A 15659-nucleotide genomic window follows, 5' to 3' on the forward strand; every position below is an offset into this window, starting at 1 on the left:
GGAAGCCGCGACGGCGGGCAGAGGGCTGCGATGACTGACGACTGCGGACGGGGCTGTGATGACTGACAACGGTGGATGGGGCGGCGAGATGACGGACAACGGTGCTACCGAGCGACCTGCCCGCGATATCGCGGACATCTACGAACTCTCACCGATCCAGCAGGGCCTGCTCTACGAGCAACTGGCCCAGCCGGGAGTCGGCGTCTACGTGGAACAACTGCAACTGGAGTTCGCCGGGACGCTGCACCCCGAGAGCTTCGAGCGGGCCTGGCAGCTGGTGGTCGACCGGCACCCGATCCTGCGCACCTCCTTCCACTGGCGCAGGAACGGAAAAGTGGTGCAGGTCGTGCACGGCTCCGCCCGGCTGCCGGTGGAGACGCTGGACTGGCGCGATCTCGACGAACCTGCCCAACAGGAGCGGCTTCGGGCGTCGCTGGAGGCCGAGCGGAAGGAAGGATTCGACCTCGCCGACGCGCCGTTGATGCGCGGCACCCTGATCCGGCGCGGCGCGGAACGGTGGACGTTCTCCTGGCGGTTCTCGCACCTGCTGATGGACGGCTGGTCGTTCACGCTGGCCATCCAGGACTTCCTCGGCCACTACCGGGCGCTGTGCCGGGGCGGGCGGCCGACCGTCTCCCCGGGGCGGCCGTACCGCGACTACCTCTCCTGGTGGCGCGACCGGGACCCCGAGGAGGCGCGGGAGTTCTGGCGCAAGGAGCTGGCCGGCCACCAGCCGGTGGAGGACGTGCACCTGGGCGGGACCGAGGTGCCCGCCGGGGAGCCCGTCCACGCCCACGTCGAACGGATCCTGGGCGACCTGGCGCCGCGGCTCACCGCACTGGCCCGCGCGGAACAACTGACACTCGCCACGCTCGCCCAGGGAGCCTGGTTCGTCGTCCTCGGCCGCTTCCTCGGCGTCACGGACCTCACCTGTGGCATCACCATGGCGCACCGGCCCCCCGACCTGGTCGGCTCGCAGGACATTCTCGGACCGATGATCGCCACCCTCCCGCTCCGCAGGACGCTGGACCCCACGGCCCGTCTGCGCTCCTGGCTGCGGGAGTTCGGCCGAAAGGTCGTCGAGGCGAGCGGGCACAGTGCCGTGCCCCTGTCCGAGATGCCGGAGCTGCTCGGCCGGGACCCCGCGATCCCGGTCCTGCAGAGCAGCGTCTCGTACGAGAACGTACCGATGCCGGACTTCGACCTGGCCGACGTCGGCGCGCGGATGACCGAACTGGTCTACGACGGCAGGCCCCACTTCCCGATCACCATGGTGATCATGCCCGGCGACGCCATGCCGCTGCGGATCGTCCACGACCGCCGGAAGGTGTCCGACGCGGTGGCGGAGCGTTTCGCCGACGACGTCGTCGCGGTGCTGACCCAGCTGACCGAACGTCCCGACGTCACGCTGGGGGAGCTGGCCTTCCCCAGCACTCCGGAGCCCGTGACCACCCCCCTCACCGAACCGGGCGACGTCACCCTGCACGAGACGTTCCGGCGCCTTGCCCGGCTGCGCCCGGACGCGGTCGCCGTACGCCACGGGAGCCGTACGCTCACCTACCGGGAGCTGGACGCGTACTCCGACCGGGTCGCCGCCGCCCTGCGCGAGCGGTGCCCGGACGTGAGCCGCGTGGGCCTGTGTCTGACCCGCTCCACCGAGCTGGTGGCCGCCATGATCGGGGTGCTCAAGGCGGGCGCCGCCTACGTCCCCCTGGACCCGGAGTACCCGGCGGACCGGCTGGCCGAGGTCCTGGCCGACTCGGCCGCGGAACTGGTCCTCACCGACGGCGCCGCGGACCACGCGCTCACCGTGGCCGAGGCCCGGGTGGTCACCCTCGCCGAAGTGGACCGGCAGACGGCCGACAGCGCCCCGCCGACAGCCGCCGACCCGGACGCACCGGCCTATCTCCTCCACACCTCGGGATCGACCGGACGGCCCAAGGGCGTACCGATCACCCACCGCAACGTGCAGAGCCTGCTGGCGGCCGGCCGCGAGGTCTTCGGCTTCACGGCCGAGGACGTGTGGACCTTCGCCCACTCCTTCGCCTTCGACTACTCGGTGTGGGAGATCTGGGGCGCCCTGGGCAACGGCGCCACGCTGGTCGTGGTGGACCGCGAGACCGGACGCGACCCGCGCGCCTTGGCCCGGCTGATCGCCGAGGAGCGGGTGACGGTGCTCAGCGAGACGCCCTCGCTCTTCGAGCACCTGGTGCTCGAGCTGCCCGGGGACACCGCGCTGCGCAGGGTCTTCCTCGGCGGCGACCGGCTGGAACCCGCGATCCTGCGGCCCTGGTTCGCCCGGTTCGGCGATCGGGACATCGAGCTGTACAACCTCTACGGGGTCACCGAGGCCACCGTGGTCTCCACCTACCACCTGGTGCGCGGGGAGGAGGCGGACGCCGGCCTGCCGATCCCGATCGGCCGCGCGCTGCCCAACCAGCGGGTGTACCTGCTCGACGCGTACGACCGCCCGGTACCGGTGGGCGCCACCGGCCGGCTGTGCGTGGCCGGGCACGCGGTCGCCTCCGGATACCACGACCGGGACCGGCTCACCGCGGAGCGCTTCGGCGTGGACGCGCTGACGGCCCTGCCCTCGACCGGCCCCCTGTACCGCACCGGCGACCTCGCCACCGCCACCTCCGAGGGCGAGTTCCGCTTCCTCGGCCGCGCCGACGCACAGGTCAAGGTGCGCGGCTTCCGGGTCGAACCGGGCGAGATCGAGGCAGCGCTGCGCGCGGTGCCGGGAGTCGGATCGGCAACCGTGTCCGTGTTCGGCTCCGGCGCGGCACAGCGCCTCGTGGCGTACGCCGTGCCCCAGCGCCCGGACGAGGCGCTCGCCGCCGGGCCCCTGCTCACCGACGTGGTACGGGAGACACTGCGCGCCCGACTGCCCGAGCACATGGTCCCGGCCGCCGTCTACTGGATCGACCGGATCCCCACCACCCCCGGCGGCAAGGTGGACGCCGCCGCCCTCCCCGTACCGGACACCGGGGGGCGCGACCGGCACACCGCCCCGGGGACCGACGCCGAGCGGCTGGTCGCCGGGCTGCTCTCCGAACTGCTCCAGGTCTCCGACGTGGGCGCGGACGACGAGCTGGGCGACGTGGGCCTGCACTCGCTCGGAGCGATGCGGCTGGCCGCCCGGCTGCGCGGTGAGTACGCGCTCGACCTGGCGGTGGGCGAACTGCTGGCCGCCCGTACGGTGGCGGAGCTGGCGAGCACGGTGGACGCCGCCCGCCGGGCCGTGCCCGGGGAGGACCGGTGAGAGCGACACCCGTGCCGCACGCCGCGGACCACCCCGACAGCCCGGAGAACCAGAGGTGGCGGGAGAAGGTCCGGCGGTTCGCCGAGGAGGAGATCGCCCCCCTCTCCGCCACGATGGACAGGAAGGCGGCCCTGGACGCCACCCTGCGCGAACGCCTCTTCGCCGAAGGCCTGATGGCGGTGGAGATCCCGCGCGGCTACGGCGGCGCGGGCGGCACCCTCTGCCGCCTGATCCTCACCATCGAGGAGGTGGCGCGAGTGGACCCGGGAGTCGCCGTCGGGATCCACGTGCACAACGTCCTCGTCGCGGGAACGCTGCTGCGCCACGCCACGGGCGACCAACGCAGGCAGTATCTGCCGCAGTTGGCCACCGGGAGGATCGGGGCCTTCGCCCTGTCCGAGGAGCGGGCGGGCAGCGACGCGTTCGCCCTGAGCACGGTCGCCGTCAAGGAGGGCACGGGCTATCTGCTGAGCGGTCGCAAGCGGTGGACCAGCAACGCGCGCAACGCCGATCTGCTGCTCGTCTTCGCCCTGGTCGACGGCAGCGGCCCCACGGCGTTCCTGGTCCCGGCCGACGCGCCGGGGCTGTCCCTGGACGCCCGGGTGGAGCAGCTGGGCGTGCGGGCGGCAGCCACCTCGGACGTGATCCTCGACCGGGTCCCGGTCCGTGCCGCCCAGCGCGTCGGCCCGCCCGGCGGCGGCCAGACGGTGGCGATGGCCGGCCTGGACCTCGGGCGGCTCGGCATCGCCGCACAGATGGTCGGGCTCGCCCAGGGAGCCCTGGACGTGGCGGTCGGCTACAGCCTGTCGCGCGAGCAGTTCGGCAGCCGGATCGCCGACTACCAGGGCGTTCAGTTCCCGCTGGCCGACGTGGCCAGCAGGCTGGCGGCGGCCCGGGCCCTGCTGTACCACGCGGCCGACCACCAGGGGCGGGGCGCCGACCCGGTGGAGACGATGCGGCTGTCGGCCATGGCGAAGTACGTCGCGTCCGAGGTGGCCGAAAGGGCGGCCTCGGTCGCCCTGGAGACCCTGGGCGGGAACGGGTACACCGACGCGTACCCCGTCGAACGTTTCTACCGGGACGCCAAGGCGGGCAAGATCTACGAGGGCACCTCCAACGTGCTGCTCCGAACCATCGCCTCGATCATGATCGGGGTGAGCGCGGGTGACTGAACCGCTGCGCCTGCTGTGCTTCCCCTACGCGGGCGGCAACGCCCGGACGTACATCCGATGGCAACGGCACCTGGGACCGGACATCGAGGTCTGCCCCATGCAACTGCCCGGTCACGGCGAGCGGATCGGCGAGACCCCCCGCCACCGGTGGGAAGACCTGCTGGCGGACCTCCGGACCCGTCTCCCCGGTCTGGCGGACCGTCCGATCGCCTTGTTCGGACACAGCCTCGGCGCCCTGCTCGCGTTCGAGTGCGCCCGCATCCTCGTGGCCGAGCACGGCGTCCAGCCGGCCCGGCTGCTGGTGTCGGGCCACCGGGCTCCCCACCTTCCCCTGCGGGAGGAGGCGTTGCGCCACCTGCCGGACCCGGAGTTCCTGGCGAGGCTCGGCGAACGCTCCCGCACGCTGCGCGCGCTGACCGACCCCGAGTTCCGCAAGCTCCTTCTGCCGGTGCTGCGGGCCGACTTCACCGCTTCCGAAACCTACGCGTATGCGGAGGGACAACGGCTTACCTGCCCGCTGACCGCGCTGGGCGGCGACCGGGACGAGGACGCGAGCCTTCCGGAGATCGCCGACTGGCGCCGCCACACCACGGGCCCGTTCGACCTGGCCGTCTTCGAGGGCGACCACTTCTTCATCGACGACGCGTGGCAGGAAGTGGTGGCCACGGTCGGCGACCGGCTGCGCCCATCCCCCGGGGGTACCCGGCGATGAGGTCCGGCGGTGTCCGGCTCGGACACCGCCGGGCCGACGATCACGCTCCCCATTCCGGCCGGTGCTGCCGGCCGCATCAACGCCAACCGTTACCGCCGTACCCTTGTGGAGCTGCCGTGGGGGAAGCCGGAGAGCCTGTCGTGACCTTGGCGCGGGGGCTCGGACATTCTTCGCCGGCGATCACTCTCGGTTAATATGCTCACTTCATGCCGGAGGCCGGCAGCAAGGGCTGCGGCGCCATCGACGGGCTGCCTGGGAAGGGCGGGGCATCGGCTCGCCGGCCGAAACTCCTCGGATTCTCCCCAGCGCCGTCGGTCGGCGATTCTCGCCTCTGCGCCCCGCGGGGGTCCTCCGTTGATGGTAAGGCTGAAGAGATGGGTGGCCTGGGAAAGTGTTGAAAGAGGTCGTAGCGACTCGCTATGTCACGCCTCTGCGTGAGGGTGGCTCGCTCCCCGGAATCGTCGAGGCAGACGACCTGGGCACATACGTCATGAAGTTCACGGGGGCGGGGCAGGGCCGCAAGACGCTCGTCGCGGAGATCATCTGCGGGGAGCTGGGCCGTCGGCTGGGGCTTCGGGTGCCGGAGCTGGTGACCATCGAGCTCGACCCCGTCATCGGACTCGCCGAGCCCGACGAGGAGGTGCAGGAGCTGCTGCGCGCGAGCGGCGGACTGAACCTCGGGATGGACTACCTGCCGGGTTCGTTCGGGTTCGATCCGCTCGCCTACGAGGTCGGGGCCGCCGAGGCGGGCCGGATCGTCTGGTTCGACGCGCTGATCAACAACGTCGACCGTTCCTGGCGCAACCCGAACCTGCTCGTCTGGCACGGTGACCTCTGGCTCATCGACCACGGCGCGACCATGATCTGGCACCACAACTGGCCCGGCGCCCAGGCCTCCGCCGGCAAGCCGTACAACGCCTCGGACCATGTCCTGGCGCCCTTCGGGCCGGACATCGCGACCGCGGCCGCCGAGCTCGCCCCGCTGGTCACCGAGGAGCTGCTCACCGAGGTGGCCGCCGACGTGCCGGACGTCTGGCTGGCCGACGAGCCCGGCTTCGCCTCCGCCGACGAGGTGCGCCGGGCCTACATCGCACCGCTGCTCGCGCGGGCCGCCGACATCCACGGGCGGATCACGCTGGACGCGCCGGCCTCGACCCGGCCCTCCCAGGTGCCGGGCTGGCTCACCGAGCGGCTGCCGCCCCGGCCGAAGCGGGCCGCCGACGACCGCGCCGCGGCGTCCGCCGGTACCGGAGAGGAGGGTGGCCGATGACGCGCCGCGACGTCTTCGAGTACGCGCTCCTGCGCGTCGTGCCCCGCGTCGAGCGGGGGGAGTGCTTCAACGCCGGGGTGCTCGTCTACTGCCGGGCACACTCGTTCGTCGCCGCCCGTACGCACCTCGACGAGGCGAAGCTGAAGGCTCTGGACCCGGGCGCCGACGCCATCGGGGTGCGGGCCGCCCTGCGCGCCGTCGAGGGCGTCTGCGGCGGCGGTGAGGGGGCCGGTCAGGCGGCGGGCGACGACGCCGGGCGACGGTTCCGCTGGCTGATCGCCCCGCGCTCCACGGTCGTCCAGCCCGGCGCCGTGCACAGCGGCCTGACCACCGACCCGGCCGGTGAGGTGGAACGGCTGCTCGACCTCCTCGTGCGCTGATCCACGGCCCGGCGGGACCCTGACGGCACAGCGGCGGGCGCTTCCGCCCGGTGTGACGTGCGGCCCGCCGGGGCGTGCGCCGTTGACACCGGGTGCCAGGGCTTCTAGCGTCTCGTCTGCTGAAGGTACTAAGCGGTTGCTCAGCCATCGGGAGCCTTTCTGTCAGGGAAACGCCCCGGCCCCCGCTGAGCCCCGATCCAAGGGCGAGGAGAACCAAGCATGTCCACCACCGAGCAGCGCGTCGCCATCGTGACGGGAGCGGCGCGGGGCATCGGCGCCGCCACCGCCGTACGTCTCGCGGCCGAGGGCCGTTCCGTCGCCGTACTCGACCTCGACGAGGCGGCCTGCAAGGACACGGTCGAGAAGATCACCGCCGCCGGGGGCACCGCCCTCGCCGTCGGCTGCGACGTGTCGGACGCCGGTCAGGTGGAAGCCGCCGTCGCGCGGGTCGCCGCCGAGCTGGGCGCGCCGACGATCCTCGTGAACAACGCGGGAGTGCTCCGCGACAACCTGCTGTTCAAGATGAGCGAGTCCGACTGGGATCTCGTGATGAACGTGCACCTCAAGGGCGCGTTCCTGATGGCGAAGGCCGTCCAGGCCCACATGGTCGAGGCCAAGTTCGGCCGGATCGTCTCGCTCTCCTCCTCCTCGGCCCTCGGCAACCGGGGCCAGGCCAACTACTCCGCGGTCAAGGCGGGGCTCCAGGGCCTCACCAAGACGCTCGCCAAGGAGCTCGGCAAGTTCGGCGTCACCGCCAACGCCGTCGCGCCCGGCTTCATCGTCACCGAGATGACCGCGCAGACGGCCGCCCGTGTCGGCATGGGCTTCGAGGAGTTCCAGGCGGCGGCCGCCACCCAGATCCCGGTCCAGCGCGTCGGCCGTCCCGAGGACGTCGCGAACGCCATCGCCTTCTTCGCGGGCGACGACGCGGGCTTCGTCTCCGGGCAGGTCATGTACGTGGCCGGCGGACCCCTCAACTGACCCGAAGGGCAGCGGACATCATGACGGTGCAGGACAGCGGAAAGGTCGCCCTCATCACGGGCGCGAGCCGGGGCATCGGCTACGGGATCGCCGAGGCGCTCGTCGCCCGCGGCGACCGGGTGGCCATCACCGGGCGGGGCGAGGACGCCCTGAAGGAGGCCGTCGAGCGGCTCGGCTCCGACCGGGCGATCGGCATCGCGGGCAAGGCGCACGACGAGGCGCACCAGGCCGTCGCGGTCGAGCGCGCGATGGAGGCCTTCGGCCGCGTCGACTACCTGGTGAACAACGCCGGGACGAATCCGGTCTTCGGCCCCATGGCGGAGCTCGACCTGAACGTCGCCCGCAAGGTCTACGAGACCAATGTGATCTCGGCGCTGGGCTTCGCCCAGCAGACCTGGAAGGCCTGGCAGAAGGAGAACGGCGGGGCGATCGTGAACATCGCCTCGGTGGCCGGGGTCTCCGCCTCGCCGTTCATCGGCGCGTACGGCATGAGCAAGGCGGCGATGGTCAACCTGACCCTCCAGCTGGCCCACGAGTTCGCGCCGGTCGTCCGGGTCAACGCCATCGCCCCGGCCGTGGTCAAGACCAGGTTCGCCGAGGCCCTCTACGAGGGGCGCGAAGCGGAGGCGGCCGCCGCCTACCCGCTGGGCCGGCTCGGCGTACCCGAGGACATCGGGGGCGCGGCGGCCTTCCTCACCTCCGCCCAGTCCGACTGGATCACCGGTCAGACCCTCGTGGTCGACGGGGGAATTTTCCTCAACGCCGGCGTGGGCTGAGAGCGGCCTGGGCCGGTTTGGCCCTGATTGGGCCAAGTGCCCCGCCGGGCCAGCGGATTGACCCGGTGGGGCGCTGCGGTATGGTCTGCCGACCCATGGCTGATCGAGGAGCGTGCACGTGTTCTACCGGGCCAGTCTGCAGGCTGCTGCAGCCCTAGCTTCCCTTTCTCTGCTGGCCGGCTGCGGTCTCCTTTCCGACAGTGGATCGGAAACCGACCAGAAGATAACCGTCGGGACGACCAGCTCCCCGTCCACACTGGATCCCGCGGCAGCCTGGGACGGGTCCTGGGAGCTGATGCGGAACGTCTACCAGACCCTGGTGAGCTTCCCCTCCGGCACCACGATGCCGGAGCCGGACGCGGCGGACTCCTGCAAGTTCACCGACGCCACGAGCATGGCGTACCGGTGCACGCTCAAGAAGAACCTCACGTTCTCCAACGGCGAGAAGCTCGACGCCGAGGCCGTGAAGTACTCCATCGACCGCATCGTGGACATCCACTTCAAGGGCGGCCCGGCCGGGATGCTCGACTCCTTGGACCGGATCGAGACCAAGGGCGACGACACGGTCGTCTTCCACCTGAACAAGTCCGACGCCACGTTCCCGTTCATCCTGGCCACGCCCGCCATGTCCCTCGTCGCCCCCGGCGACTACCCCAAGGACAAGATCCGCGACGACGGCAAGGTCACCGGTTCCGGCCCCTACCTCCTGGAGTCCTACAAGGCCCGGGTCACCGCCGAGCTGAAGAAGAACCCGGACTACAAGGGCTTCGCGGACCGGAAGAACGGCGCGGTCACCATCCGCTACTTCGAGAAGTCCGCCGACATGGTGAGCGCGCTCAAGGCGGACGAGATCGATGCCACCTACCGGGGCCTGACCGCCGAGGAGGTCGTCAGCCTGGAGGACAACAAGGACGACAACGCCGGCCTCCAGATCGTCGAGAGCACCGGCTCGGACATCCGCTTCCTGGTCTTCAACCCGAAGGACCCGGCAGCCAAGAACCCCGCCGTCCGTAAGGCCATCGCCCACGTGGTGGACCGCGACGCCCTCGTCGCCAAGGTCTACCGGGGAACCGCCGAGCCGCTCTACTCCATGGTCCCCAAGGGCATCGCCGGACACACCACGAGCTTCTTCGACACCTTCGGCGACCCGGACGTCAAGAAGGCGAAGAACATCCTCACCGAGGCCGGTATCACCGAGCCCGTGAAGATGAAGTTCTGGTACACCACCGACCGGTACGGCTCCTCCACTGAGCCCGAGTTCGAGGAACTCAAGCGGCAGCTGGAGGCCTCCGGACTGTTCGAGATCACGCTGCAGGGCGAGCCCTGGACAACCTTCCAGGAAGGCTTCAACAAGGGCGAGTACCCGGTCTTCGGTCGCGGCTGGTACCCGGACTTCCCGGACCCCGACAACTTCATCGCGCCCTTCGTGGGCAAGGAGAGCGTCACCGGCACCCCGTACATCAACAAGGAGATCACCCAGCAGCTGATCCCCGCCTCGCGGCAGGAGAGCGACCGGGGCGCGGTCAGCAAGCAGTTCGAGCGGGCCCAGGAGATCCTCGTCGAGGACGTCCGGCTGCTGCCGCTGTGGCAGGCCAAGCTGTACGTCGCCTCGGGCGAGGACATCGGCGGCACCGAGCGCGCACTCGACCCGCAGACCGTGATGCAGCTGTGGGAGCTGTACCGCAAGGCCAGCTGGTAGACGCCGCACGGAGGGGCTTTCGGGACCCGTTGTCAGTGGTGACCGGTAGGTTCTGGGATCAAGAACCTGTTGCTCACCGGAGGTTGTGGACGTGACCGATATCGACCTGCTGCCCGAGTCCTGGCGCGCCGTCCTCGGCGAAGAACTCCAGAAGCCGTACGTCAAGGAACTGGCGGACTTCGTCGAGGAGGAGCGGGCCAAGGGCCCGGTGTATCCGCCGCGCGAGCAGGTCTTCGCCGCACTGGACGCCACTCCGTACGAGAAGGTGAAGGTCCTCGTCCTCGGCCAGGACCCGTATCACGGCGAGGGCCAGGGACACGGACTCTGCTTCTCCGTGCGCCCCGGTGTCAGGACGCCGCCGTCCCTGCGCAACATCTACAAGGAGATGCAGCAGGAGCTCGGCCTGCCGATCCCGGACAACGGCTATCTGATGCCCTGGGCCGAGCAGGGCGTCCTCCTGCTCAACGCCGTGCTCACCGTCCGGGGCGGCGAGGCCAACTCCCACAAGAACAAGGGCTGGGAGAAGATCACCGACGCGGTGATCCGCGCCGTCGCCGACCGGCCCGACCCGGCGGTCTTCGTGCTCTGGGGCAACTACGCGCAGAAGAAGCTGCCCCTGATCGACGAGGAGCGCCACGTGGTGGTGAAGGGAGCGCACCCCTCGCCGCTCTCCGCCAAGAAGTTCTTCGGCTCCCGCCCCTTCACGCGGATAAACGAGGCGGTGGCCGCCCAGGGGCACCAGCCGATCGACTGGCGCATCCCCGAACTCGGCTGACGGCCCCGGCCGGCAGACCCCGACCGGCGGGTCTCGACGCCCGTGTCTGACCGGTTATGCGTAACCCCGGCGTTAGCGTCGGACCGACGGCAACCGGCTGGACCGGCGACGGAGGAGACCGCAGTGGTGGAGCAGCAGGAGGCGTCCGACGACGCCGTCATGACCAGGATCGGCCAGGCGATCATGCTGCTCCACGGGGGTGACCGGGAGGAGGCCCGCAACCGCTTCGGCGCGCTCTGGTCGGAACTCGGAGCGGACGGCGACGCCCTGCACCGCTGCACCCTCGCGCACTACATGGCCGACACCCAGGACGACCCCGGTGACGAGCTGGCCTGGGATCTGCGCGCCCTGACGGCCGCCGAGGGGCTGAGAACCGCCGAGGGGCCGGGCGACGGGACGGACGGCGGGGACGGGCCGGGCGGCGGCGAGGGGCGTGACGTGGCCCGGTCGGCGGAACACCGCGACACCCCGGCCGTCCGGGCGTTCTACCCCTCGCTGCACCTCAACCTCGCGGCGGACTACCTCAAACTCCAGCGCCCCGACTCGGCCCGCATCCACCTCCAGCGGGCCCGCGCCGCGGCCGAGTCGCTTGCGGACGACGGGTACGGCGGCGGGGTCCGCGCCGCCATCGACCGCCTGGAGCTCCGCATGCGGGAGCAGTGACCCCGCGCGGAGGCGGGAGCGTCAGCGGCCGTACGTCTCCGAACAGCTGCGGGACTCCGGACTGCCCGCGGGCCAGCCGCCGTACCCCCGGCCGAGCGCGCAGACGCCCGCCCCGAGGCCGGGGACGCGCGGCAGGGTGGGCACGGTGACGGACGGGAGGCCCGGGACCCGGCGCGGCGCCCGGGACTCCGGCGGCTCCGGGCGCTCCCGAGGACGGGAGACCCCCGCCGGTGCGGTGCGCCGGGCCCGCGGTGGGGAGTCGGCGGCCGGGGTCGCGGGGGAGGGCGGCGGGGCCGCCGAGGGGCTCGGATCCGGCACTGCCTCCAACGCCTCACGGGCGGGCGGCTGCACGATCTGCGGGGCCACGTCCTGGACCGGCCCGGTGGCGCCGGGATGCGGCGGGGGAACGGCCCGGGGCTCCACCGAGACGCAGCCGGAGACGGCCGTGACCGTCAGCCCGACCAGGAGTTTCGCGGCGATTCTGGTTCTCTGCACCCGGGTAACTCTGCGGTGCGGCGCGCCCGCCGGGGGCCCGGTGGGCGCGAAATGGCCCGCACGAGTGACCCGGTCAGCTGCGTACCCCCAAGGGGGCGCCGGTCCTTCGGTGCGGAGCCGGGCCGGGCGCCGGTGCGTTCACTTGCCGGTCGCACCGTCGACGCGCTCGCGTATCAGATCGGCGTGGCCGTTGTGCTGGGCGTACTCCTCGATCATGTGCATGTAGATCCAGCGGAGGCTGAACGGCTCGCCCGACGAGCTGACGCCCCTGGAGAGGTCGTCCAGACGACATGCGGCGGCGCTCTCGCGGGCCGCCGCGATCTCCGCCCGCCAGACAAGCTCCGTCCCGGCCCACGTGGTGGACTCCGTCACCATGAAGTCCCCGTCCGGATCCTCCTCGGTGGAGTAGAGGTCCGGCAGCTCCGCGCCCTCCAGGATCTCGCGGAACCAGAAGCGTTCCACCTCGGCCAGGTGCTGTACGAGGCCGAGCAGGGTCAACGCGGAGGGCGGGACGGACGCCTCGCGCAGCTGCGCGTCCGTCAGACCGGCGCACTTCATGGCGAGCGTCTCGCGGTGGAAGTCGAGCCAGCCCTCCAGCATGGGGCGTTCGGCGGCGTCGAAGGCCGGCTCGGAGCGTTCAAGGTTCGCGGAAGAAGTCATGACGACCATCGTCACCCATGATCATGTCCCTGGCCAGGGGTTTTGTGACCGGAACCGGAGCGCGGGCCGACAGCGGAGGCGACGTATGCTGCCGGGGCGCGAACAGCCGCGCACCGCGGCGCGACACGGCGACAGGAGACCTCGTGAAGATCGGTTGCATCGGGCTCGGCGACATCGCGCGGAAGGCGTACCTGCCGGTGCTCAGCGCCGTACCGGGGGTCGAACTGCATCTGCAGACCCGCACCCCCGCCACGCTCCACGCGGTCGGCGACTCCCACCGCGTTCCGGCCGACGGACGCCACACGACCCTCGACTCCCTCCTCGCCGCCGGGCTGGACGCCGCGTTCGTGCACGCCCCGACCGCCGTGCACCCGCAGATCGTGGAACGGCTCCTCGAAGCCGGTGTCGCCACCTATGTCGACAAGCCGATCGCCTACGAGTACGCCGACTCCGAGCGGCTGGTGAACCTCGCCGAGGAACGCGGCGTCAGCCTCGCCGTCGGCTTCAACCGCCGCCTCGCCCCGGGCTACGCGCAGTGCGCGGAGCACCCGCGCGAGCTGATCCTCATGCAGAAGAACCGGGTCGGACTCCCCGAGGACCCCCGGAAGATGGTCCTCGACGACTTCGTCCACGTCGTCGACACCCTGCGCTTCCTGGTCCCGGGCACCGTCGATCACACCACCGTGCGGGCCCGGATCGTGGACGGGCTGATGCACCACGTGGTGCTCCAGCTGTCCGGCGACGGATTCACCGCGATCGGCATGATGAACCGGCTGAACGGGTCCACCGAGGAGATCCTCGAAGTCTCCGGCCAGGACTCCAAGCGACAGGTCCTCAACCTCGCGGACATCGTCGACCACAAGGGGCAGCCCAGCCTGCGGCGGCGCGGCGACTGGGTCCCCGTGGCCCGGCAGCGCGGCATCGAAGCCTGCGTGCACGCCTTCCTCGACGCCGTGCGCCGGGGCGAAACGCTCAGTGCCCGGGACGCCCTGGCGACCCATGAGCTGTGCGAGCGGGTGGTCCGGGAGGCCCTGGAGCAGGCCCCCTGAGCGCCCGCAGCCCCTCGACGGCGCACAGCACGGCCAGCGCCGCCAGCCCCCCGTACACCGGCCAGTCGCCGAGCCGGACGTAGAGCGTGCTCCCGCGCGCCACCGGCAGGTCGAACACCTCCGCCGCGCTCGCGTCCGTGCCGAGCGGCCGGCCCACACGCTCCCCCCGGGGCCCGTACGCCGCGCTGATCCCGGTGAGCGTCGAGTGGACCATCGGGCGGCCGTTCTCGGCGGCCCGCAGCGCCCCCAGCGAGGCATGCTGGGCCGGGGCCCAACTCTCCTGGAACGTCGAGGTGGCGGACTGGGCGACGATCACCTGCGCCCCGGCGCGCACCAGCCCGCGGCTCATGTCGGCAAACGCCGTCTCGAAGCAGACCAGGGGGCCGATCCGCAGCCCCCGCGCCCCGTCCGGCAGGGTCATCACCACCTGGCGGTCGCCGCGCAACCGGTCCTCGCCCGCGGCCTTGCCCACGGAGGTCGCCCACCCCAGCAGGGAGCGGGCCGGGACGTACTCACCGAACGGGACCAGACGCATCTTGTCGTAGCGGTCCCCGGTCGGCCCGTCAGGGCCCACGAGCACCGCCGACTTGAAGATCCCCGACCGCCCCGAGCCGTCCGTCTGCCGGGCGTCCACATTGACCAGCAGATCCGCGCCGACCAGGCGGGACAGCCCGGCCAGCCGCCGTGCAGTCTCCGGACGCTCCCAGGCGCCCGCCCCGATGCTGCTCTCGCCCCACACGACCAGGTCCACGTTCCGGCCCCGCAGCGAACGGGTCAGCTCCTCGCCCCGGTCGAAGCGGCGCGCGACGCTTCCCGGTCCCTCCACGACGCCCGGCTGCACGACGGCGATCCTGACCGCTCCCGTGTTCGTGGGCCGCGGCGCCCAGGCCCACACCGCCGCGACGGACAGGGCGCACCCCACCAGCAGGACGCCGGCGGCCGTACGGGCCGCGCGGTCGGCGACCAGCAGGGCCGCGCCGGTGTTCACCGCGAGCACCAGCAGACTCACCAGCCACACCCCGCCCACCGAGGCGACCCGCAGGGCGGGGGCGACCTCCCACTGGCTCGCGCCGAGGAGCCCCCAGGGCCCGCCGAGCCCCTCCCAGGAACGGACGAGCTCGATCATCAGCCACCCGGAGGGTACGACGACCACGGCGGCGACGGCACGCGGCACGGAAGGGGCTCCGCCGAGCAGCCGGGACACCAGCAGCCCCCAGGGCGCCCAGAGCAGTCCCAGCAGGGCGGCCAGCAGCACGATGAAGACGTGGAGGCTCGGGATCAGCCAGTGGTGCATCGCGATGACGAAACCGATGCCGCCGAGCCAGCCGTCCAGCGCGGCTCTGCGGGGTGAGGGCGCGGTGCGGATCAGCAGCAGCCAGGGGACCAGCGCCCCGTAGGCGAACCACCAGAGTCCGGGCGCGGGAAAGGCGAGCGCGGGCAGCGCCCCGGCGAGCAGCGCCGCCGCGCCCCGGGCCCAGGGGGACGAGAGCGCCCCCGCGCCGGCGGAGCCCCGGCCGCCAGCCGCCGGACCGTCCCCGGAGGCGCCGTCCCCGGTGGCGGCGTCTGCGCCGGTACCGCCTTCGGCGGCCGTGCCCGCACCGGGCGTGCCCTCGCCGGCCGCGTCCCGGCCGGCCGGGAGACGCCCGCCCCGGATTCGCATGCCGTGCCCTCCTCGGTCGTGCGCGGGCGGGCGGTCGCCGTCACCGCGTCAACCCCTGGATACCCAGTGTGGGGGAGGTGGTCCCCGCCGGACACAGGACGC

Annotated in this window: 14 protein-coding genes; 11 read left to right on the forward strand and 3 right to left on the reverse strand. The window is 72.1% G+C overall.

Annotated features, from left to right (window positions below):
* Nucleotides 1-58 precede the first annotated feature (58 nt).
* The 10 genes from AC3CH1_RS31960 (at nt 59) to AC3CH1_RS32005 (ending at nt 11693) form a co-directional block, all read left to right on the forward strand.
* Nucleotides 59-3265, forward strand: coding sequence for a non-ribosomal peptide synthetase (locus AC3CH1_RS31960; RefSeq protein WP_488466042.1), 3207 nt, complete (start codon nt 59-61; stop codon nt 3263-3265).
* Nucleotides 3262-4437 (forward strand): acyl-CoA dehydrogenase family protein, encoded by a 1176-nt coding sequence (locus AC3CH1_RS31965; protein WP_488466043.1) that lies wholly within the window; start codon nt 3262-3264, stop codon nt 4435-4437. Before AC3CH1_RS31960 ends, AC3CH1_RS31965 begins: the two co-directional genes overlap by 4 nt.
* Nucleotides 4430-5149, forward strand: a complete 720-nt coding sequence (locus tag AC3CH1_RS31970; protein ID WP_488466044.1) for a thioesterase II family protein — start codon at nt 4430-4432, stop codon at nt 5147-5149. The genes AC3CH1_RS31965 and AC3CH1_RS31970 overlap by 8 nt, the downstream gene beginning before the upstream one ends.
* A 391-nt stretch (nt 5150-5540) precedes the next feature.
* Nucleotides 5541-6419, forward strand: coding sequence for a HipA family kinase (locus AC3CH1_RS31975; RefSeq protein WP_488466045.1), 879 nt, complete (start codon nt 5541-5543; stop codon nt 6417-6419).
* Nucleotides 6416-6799, forward strand: a complete 384-nt coding sequence (locus tag AC3CH1_RS31980; RefSeq protein WP_488466046.1) for a DUF3037 domain-containing protein — start codon at nt 6416-6418, stop codon at nt 6797-6799. The genes AC3CH1_RS31975 and AC3CH1_RS31980 overlap by 4 nt, the downstream gene beginning before the upstream one ends.
* A 219-nt stretch (nt 6800-7018) precedes the next feature.
* A complete protein-coding gene (gene fabG, locus AC3CH1_RS31985) occupies nt 7019-7780 on the forward strand; it encodes a 3-oxoacyl-ACP reductase FabG (RefSeq protein ID WP_030582031.1) in 762 nt (253 codons plus the stop codon).
* A gap of 20 nt (nt 7781-7800) precedes the next feature.
* Nucleotides 7801-8556, forward strand: coding sequence for an SDR family oxidoreductase (locus AC3CH1_RS31990; protein ID WP_488466047.1), 756 nt, complete (start codon nt 7801-7803; stop codon nt 8554-8556).
* A gap of 118 nt (nt 8557-8674) precedes the next feature.
* A complete protein-coding gene (locus AC3CH1_RS31995) occupies nt 8675-10255 on the forward strand; it encodes an ABC transporter substrate-binding protein (protein ID WP_488466048.1) in 1581 nt (526 codons plus the stop codon).
* Nucleotides 10256-10346: 91 nt separating this feature from the next.
* Nucleotides 10347-11030 (forward strand): uracil-DNA glycosylase, encoded by a 684-nt coding sequence (locus tag AC3CH1_RS32000; protein ID WP_398615911.1) that lies wholly within the window; start codon nt 10347-10349, stop codon nt 11028-11030.
* A gap of 123 nt (nt 11031-11153) precedes the next feature.
* A complete protein-coding gene (locus tag AC3CH1_RS32005) occupies nt 11154-11693 on the forward strand; it encodes a hypothetical protein (RefSeq protein ID WP_488466049.1) in 540 nt (179 codons plus the stop codon).
* A 21-nt stretch (nt 11694-11714) separates the two neighbouring features.
* On the opposite strand, the gene AC3CH1_RS32010 is transcribed toward AC3CH1_RS32005, so the two are convergent.
* The gene (locus tag AC3CH1_RS32010) at nt 11715-12188 is read right to left on the reverse strand and encodes a hypothetical protein (protein ID WP_488466050.1); all 474 of its coding nucleotides are present in this window, start codon (nt 12186-12188) and stop codon (nt 11715-11717) included.
* Between the two features lie 138 nt (nt 12189-12326).
* Complete coding sequence (locus tag AC3CH1_RS32015) at nt 12327-12848, reverse strand: DinB family protein (RefSeq protein WP_488466051.1); 522 nt, start codon at nt 12846-12848, stop codon at nt 12327-12329.
* 143 nt (nt 12849-12991) lie between these two features.
* On the opposite strand from AC3CH1_RS32015, the gene AC3CH1_RS32020 reads away from it, so the two are divergent.
* Nucleotides 12992-13897 carry a Gfo/Idh/MocA family protein gene (locus tag AC3CH1_RS32020; protein ID WP_488466052.1) on the forward strand — a complete coding sequence of 302 codons (906 nt, stop codon included), beginning with the start codon at nt 12992-12994 and terminating at the stop codon, nt 13895-13897.
* Here the strand turns inward: AC3CH1_RS32020 and lnt are convergent.
* Nucleotides 13821-15557 carry an apolipoprotein N-acyltransferase gene (gene lnt, locus AC3CH1_RS32025; protein ID WP_488466053.1) on the reverse strand — a complete coding sequence of 579 codons (1737 nt, stop codon included), beginning with the start codon at nt 15555-15557 and terminating at the stop codon, nt 13821-13823. The genes AC3CH1_RS32020 and lnt overlap by 77 nt on opposite strands.
* Nucleotides 15558-15659 lie beyond the last annotated feature (102 nt).

The sequence above is a fragment of the Streptomyces sp. MGP-P1 genome (assembly GCF_057766565.1).

Excerpts from the sequence above, each read along its gene's own strand:
- fabG (WP_030582031.1), top strand. The coding sequence starts at position 7,019 with ATGTCCACCACCGAGCAGCGCGTCGCCATCGTGACGGGAGCGGCGCGG.
- AC3CH1_RS31960 (WP_488466042.1), top strand. The coding sequence starts at position 59 with ATGACTGACAACGGTGGATGGGGCGGCGAGATGACGGACAACGGTGCT.
- AC3CH1_RS31990 (WP_488466047.1), top strand. The coding sequence starts at position 7,801 with ATGACGGTGCAGGACAGCGGAAAGGTCGCCCTCATCACGGGCGCGAGC.
- lnt (WP_488466053.1), bottom strand. The coding sequence starts at position 15,557 with ATGCGAATCCGGGGCGGGCGTCTCCCGGCCGGCCGGGACGCGGCCGGC.
- AC3CH1_RS32015 (WP_488466051.1), bottom strand. The coding sequence starts at position 12,848 with ATGACTTCTTCCGCGAACCTTGAACGCTCCGAGCCGGCCTTCGACGCC.
- AC3CH1_RS31980 (WP_488466046.1), top strand. The coding sequence starts at position 6,416 with ATGACGCGCCGCGACGTCTTCGAGTACGCGCTCCTGCGCGTCGTGCCC.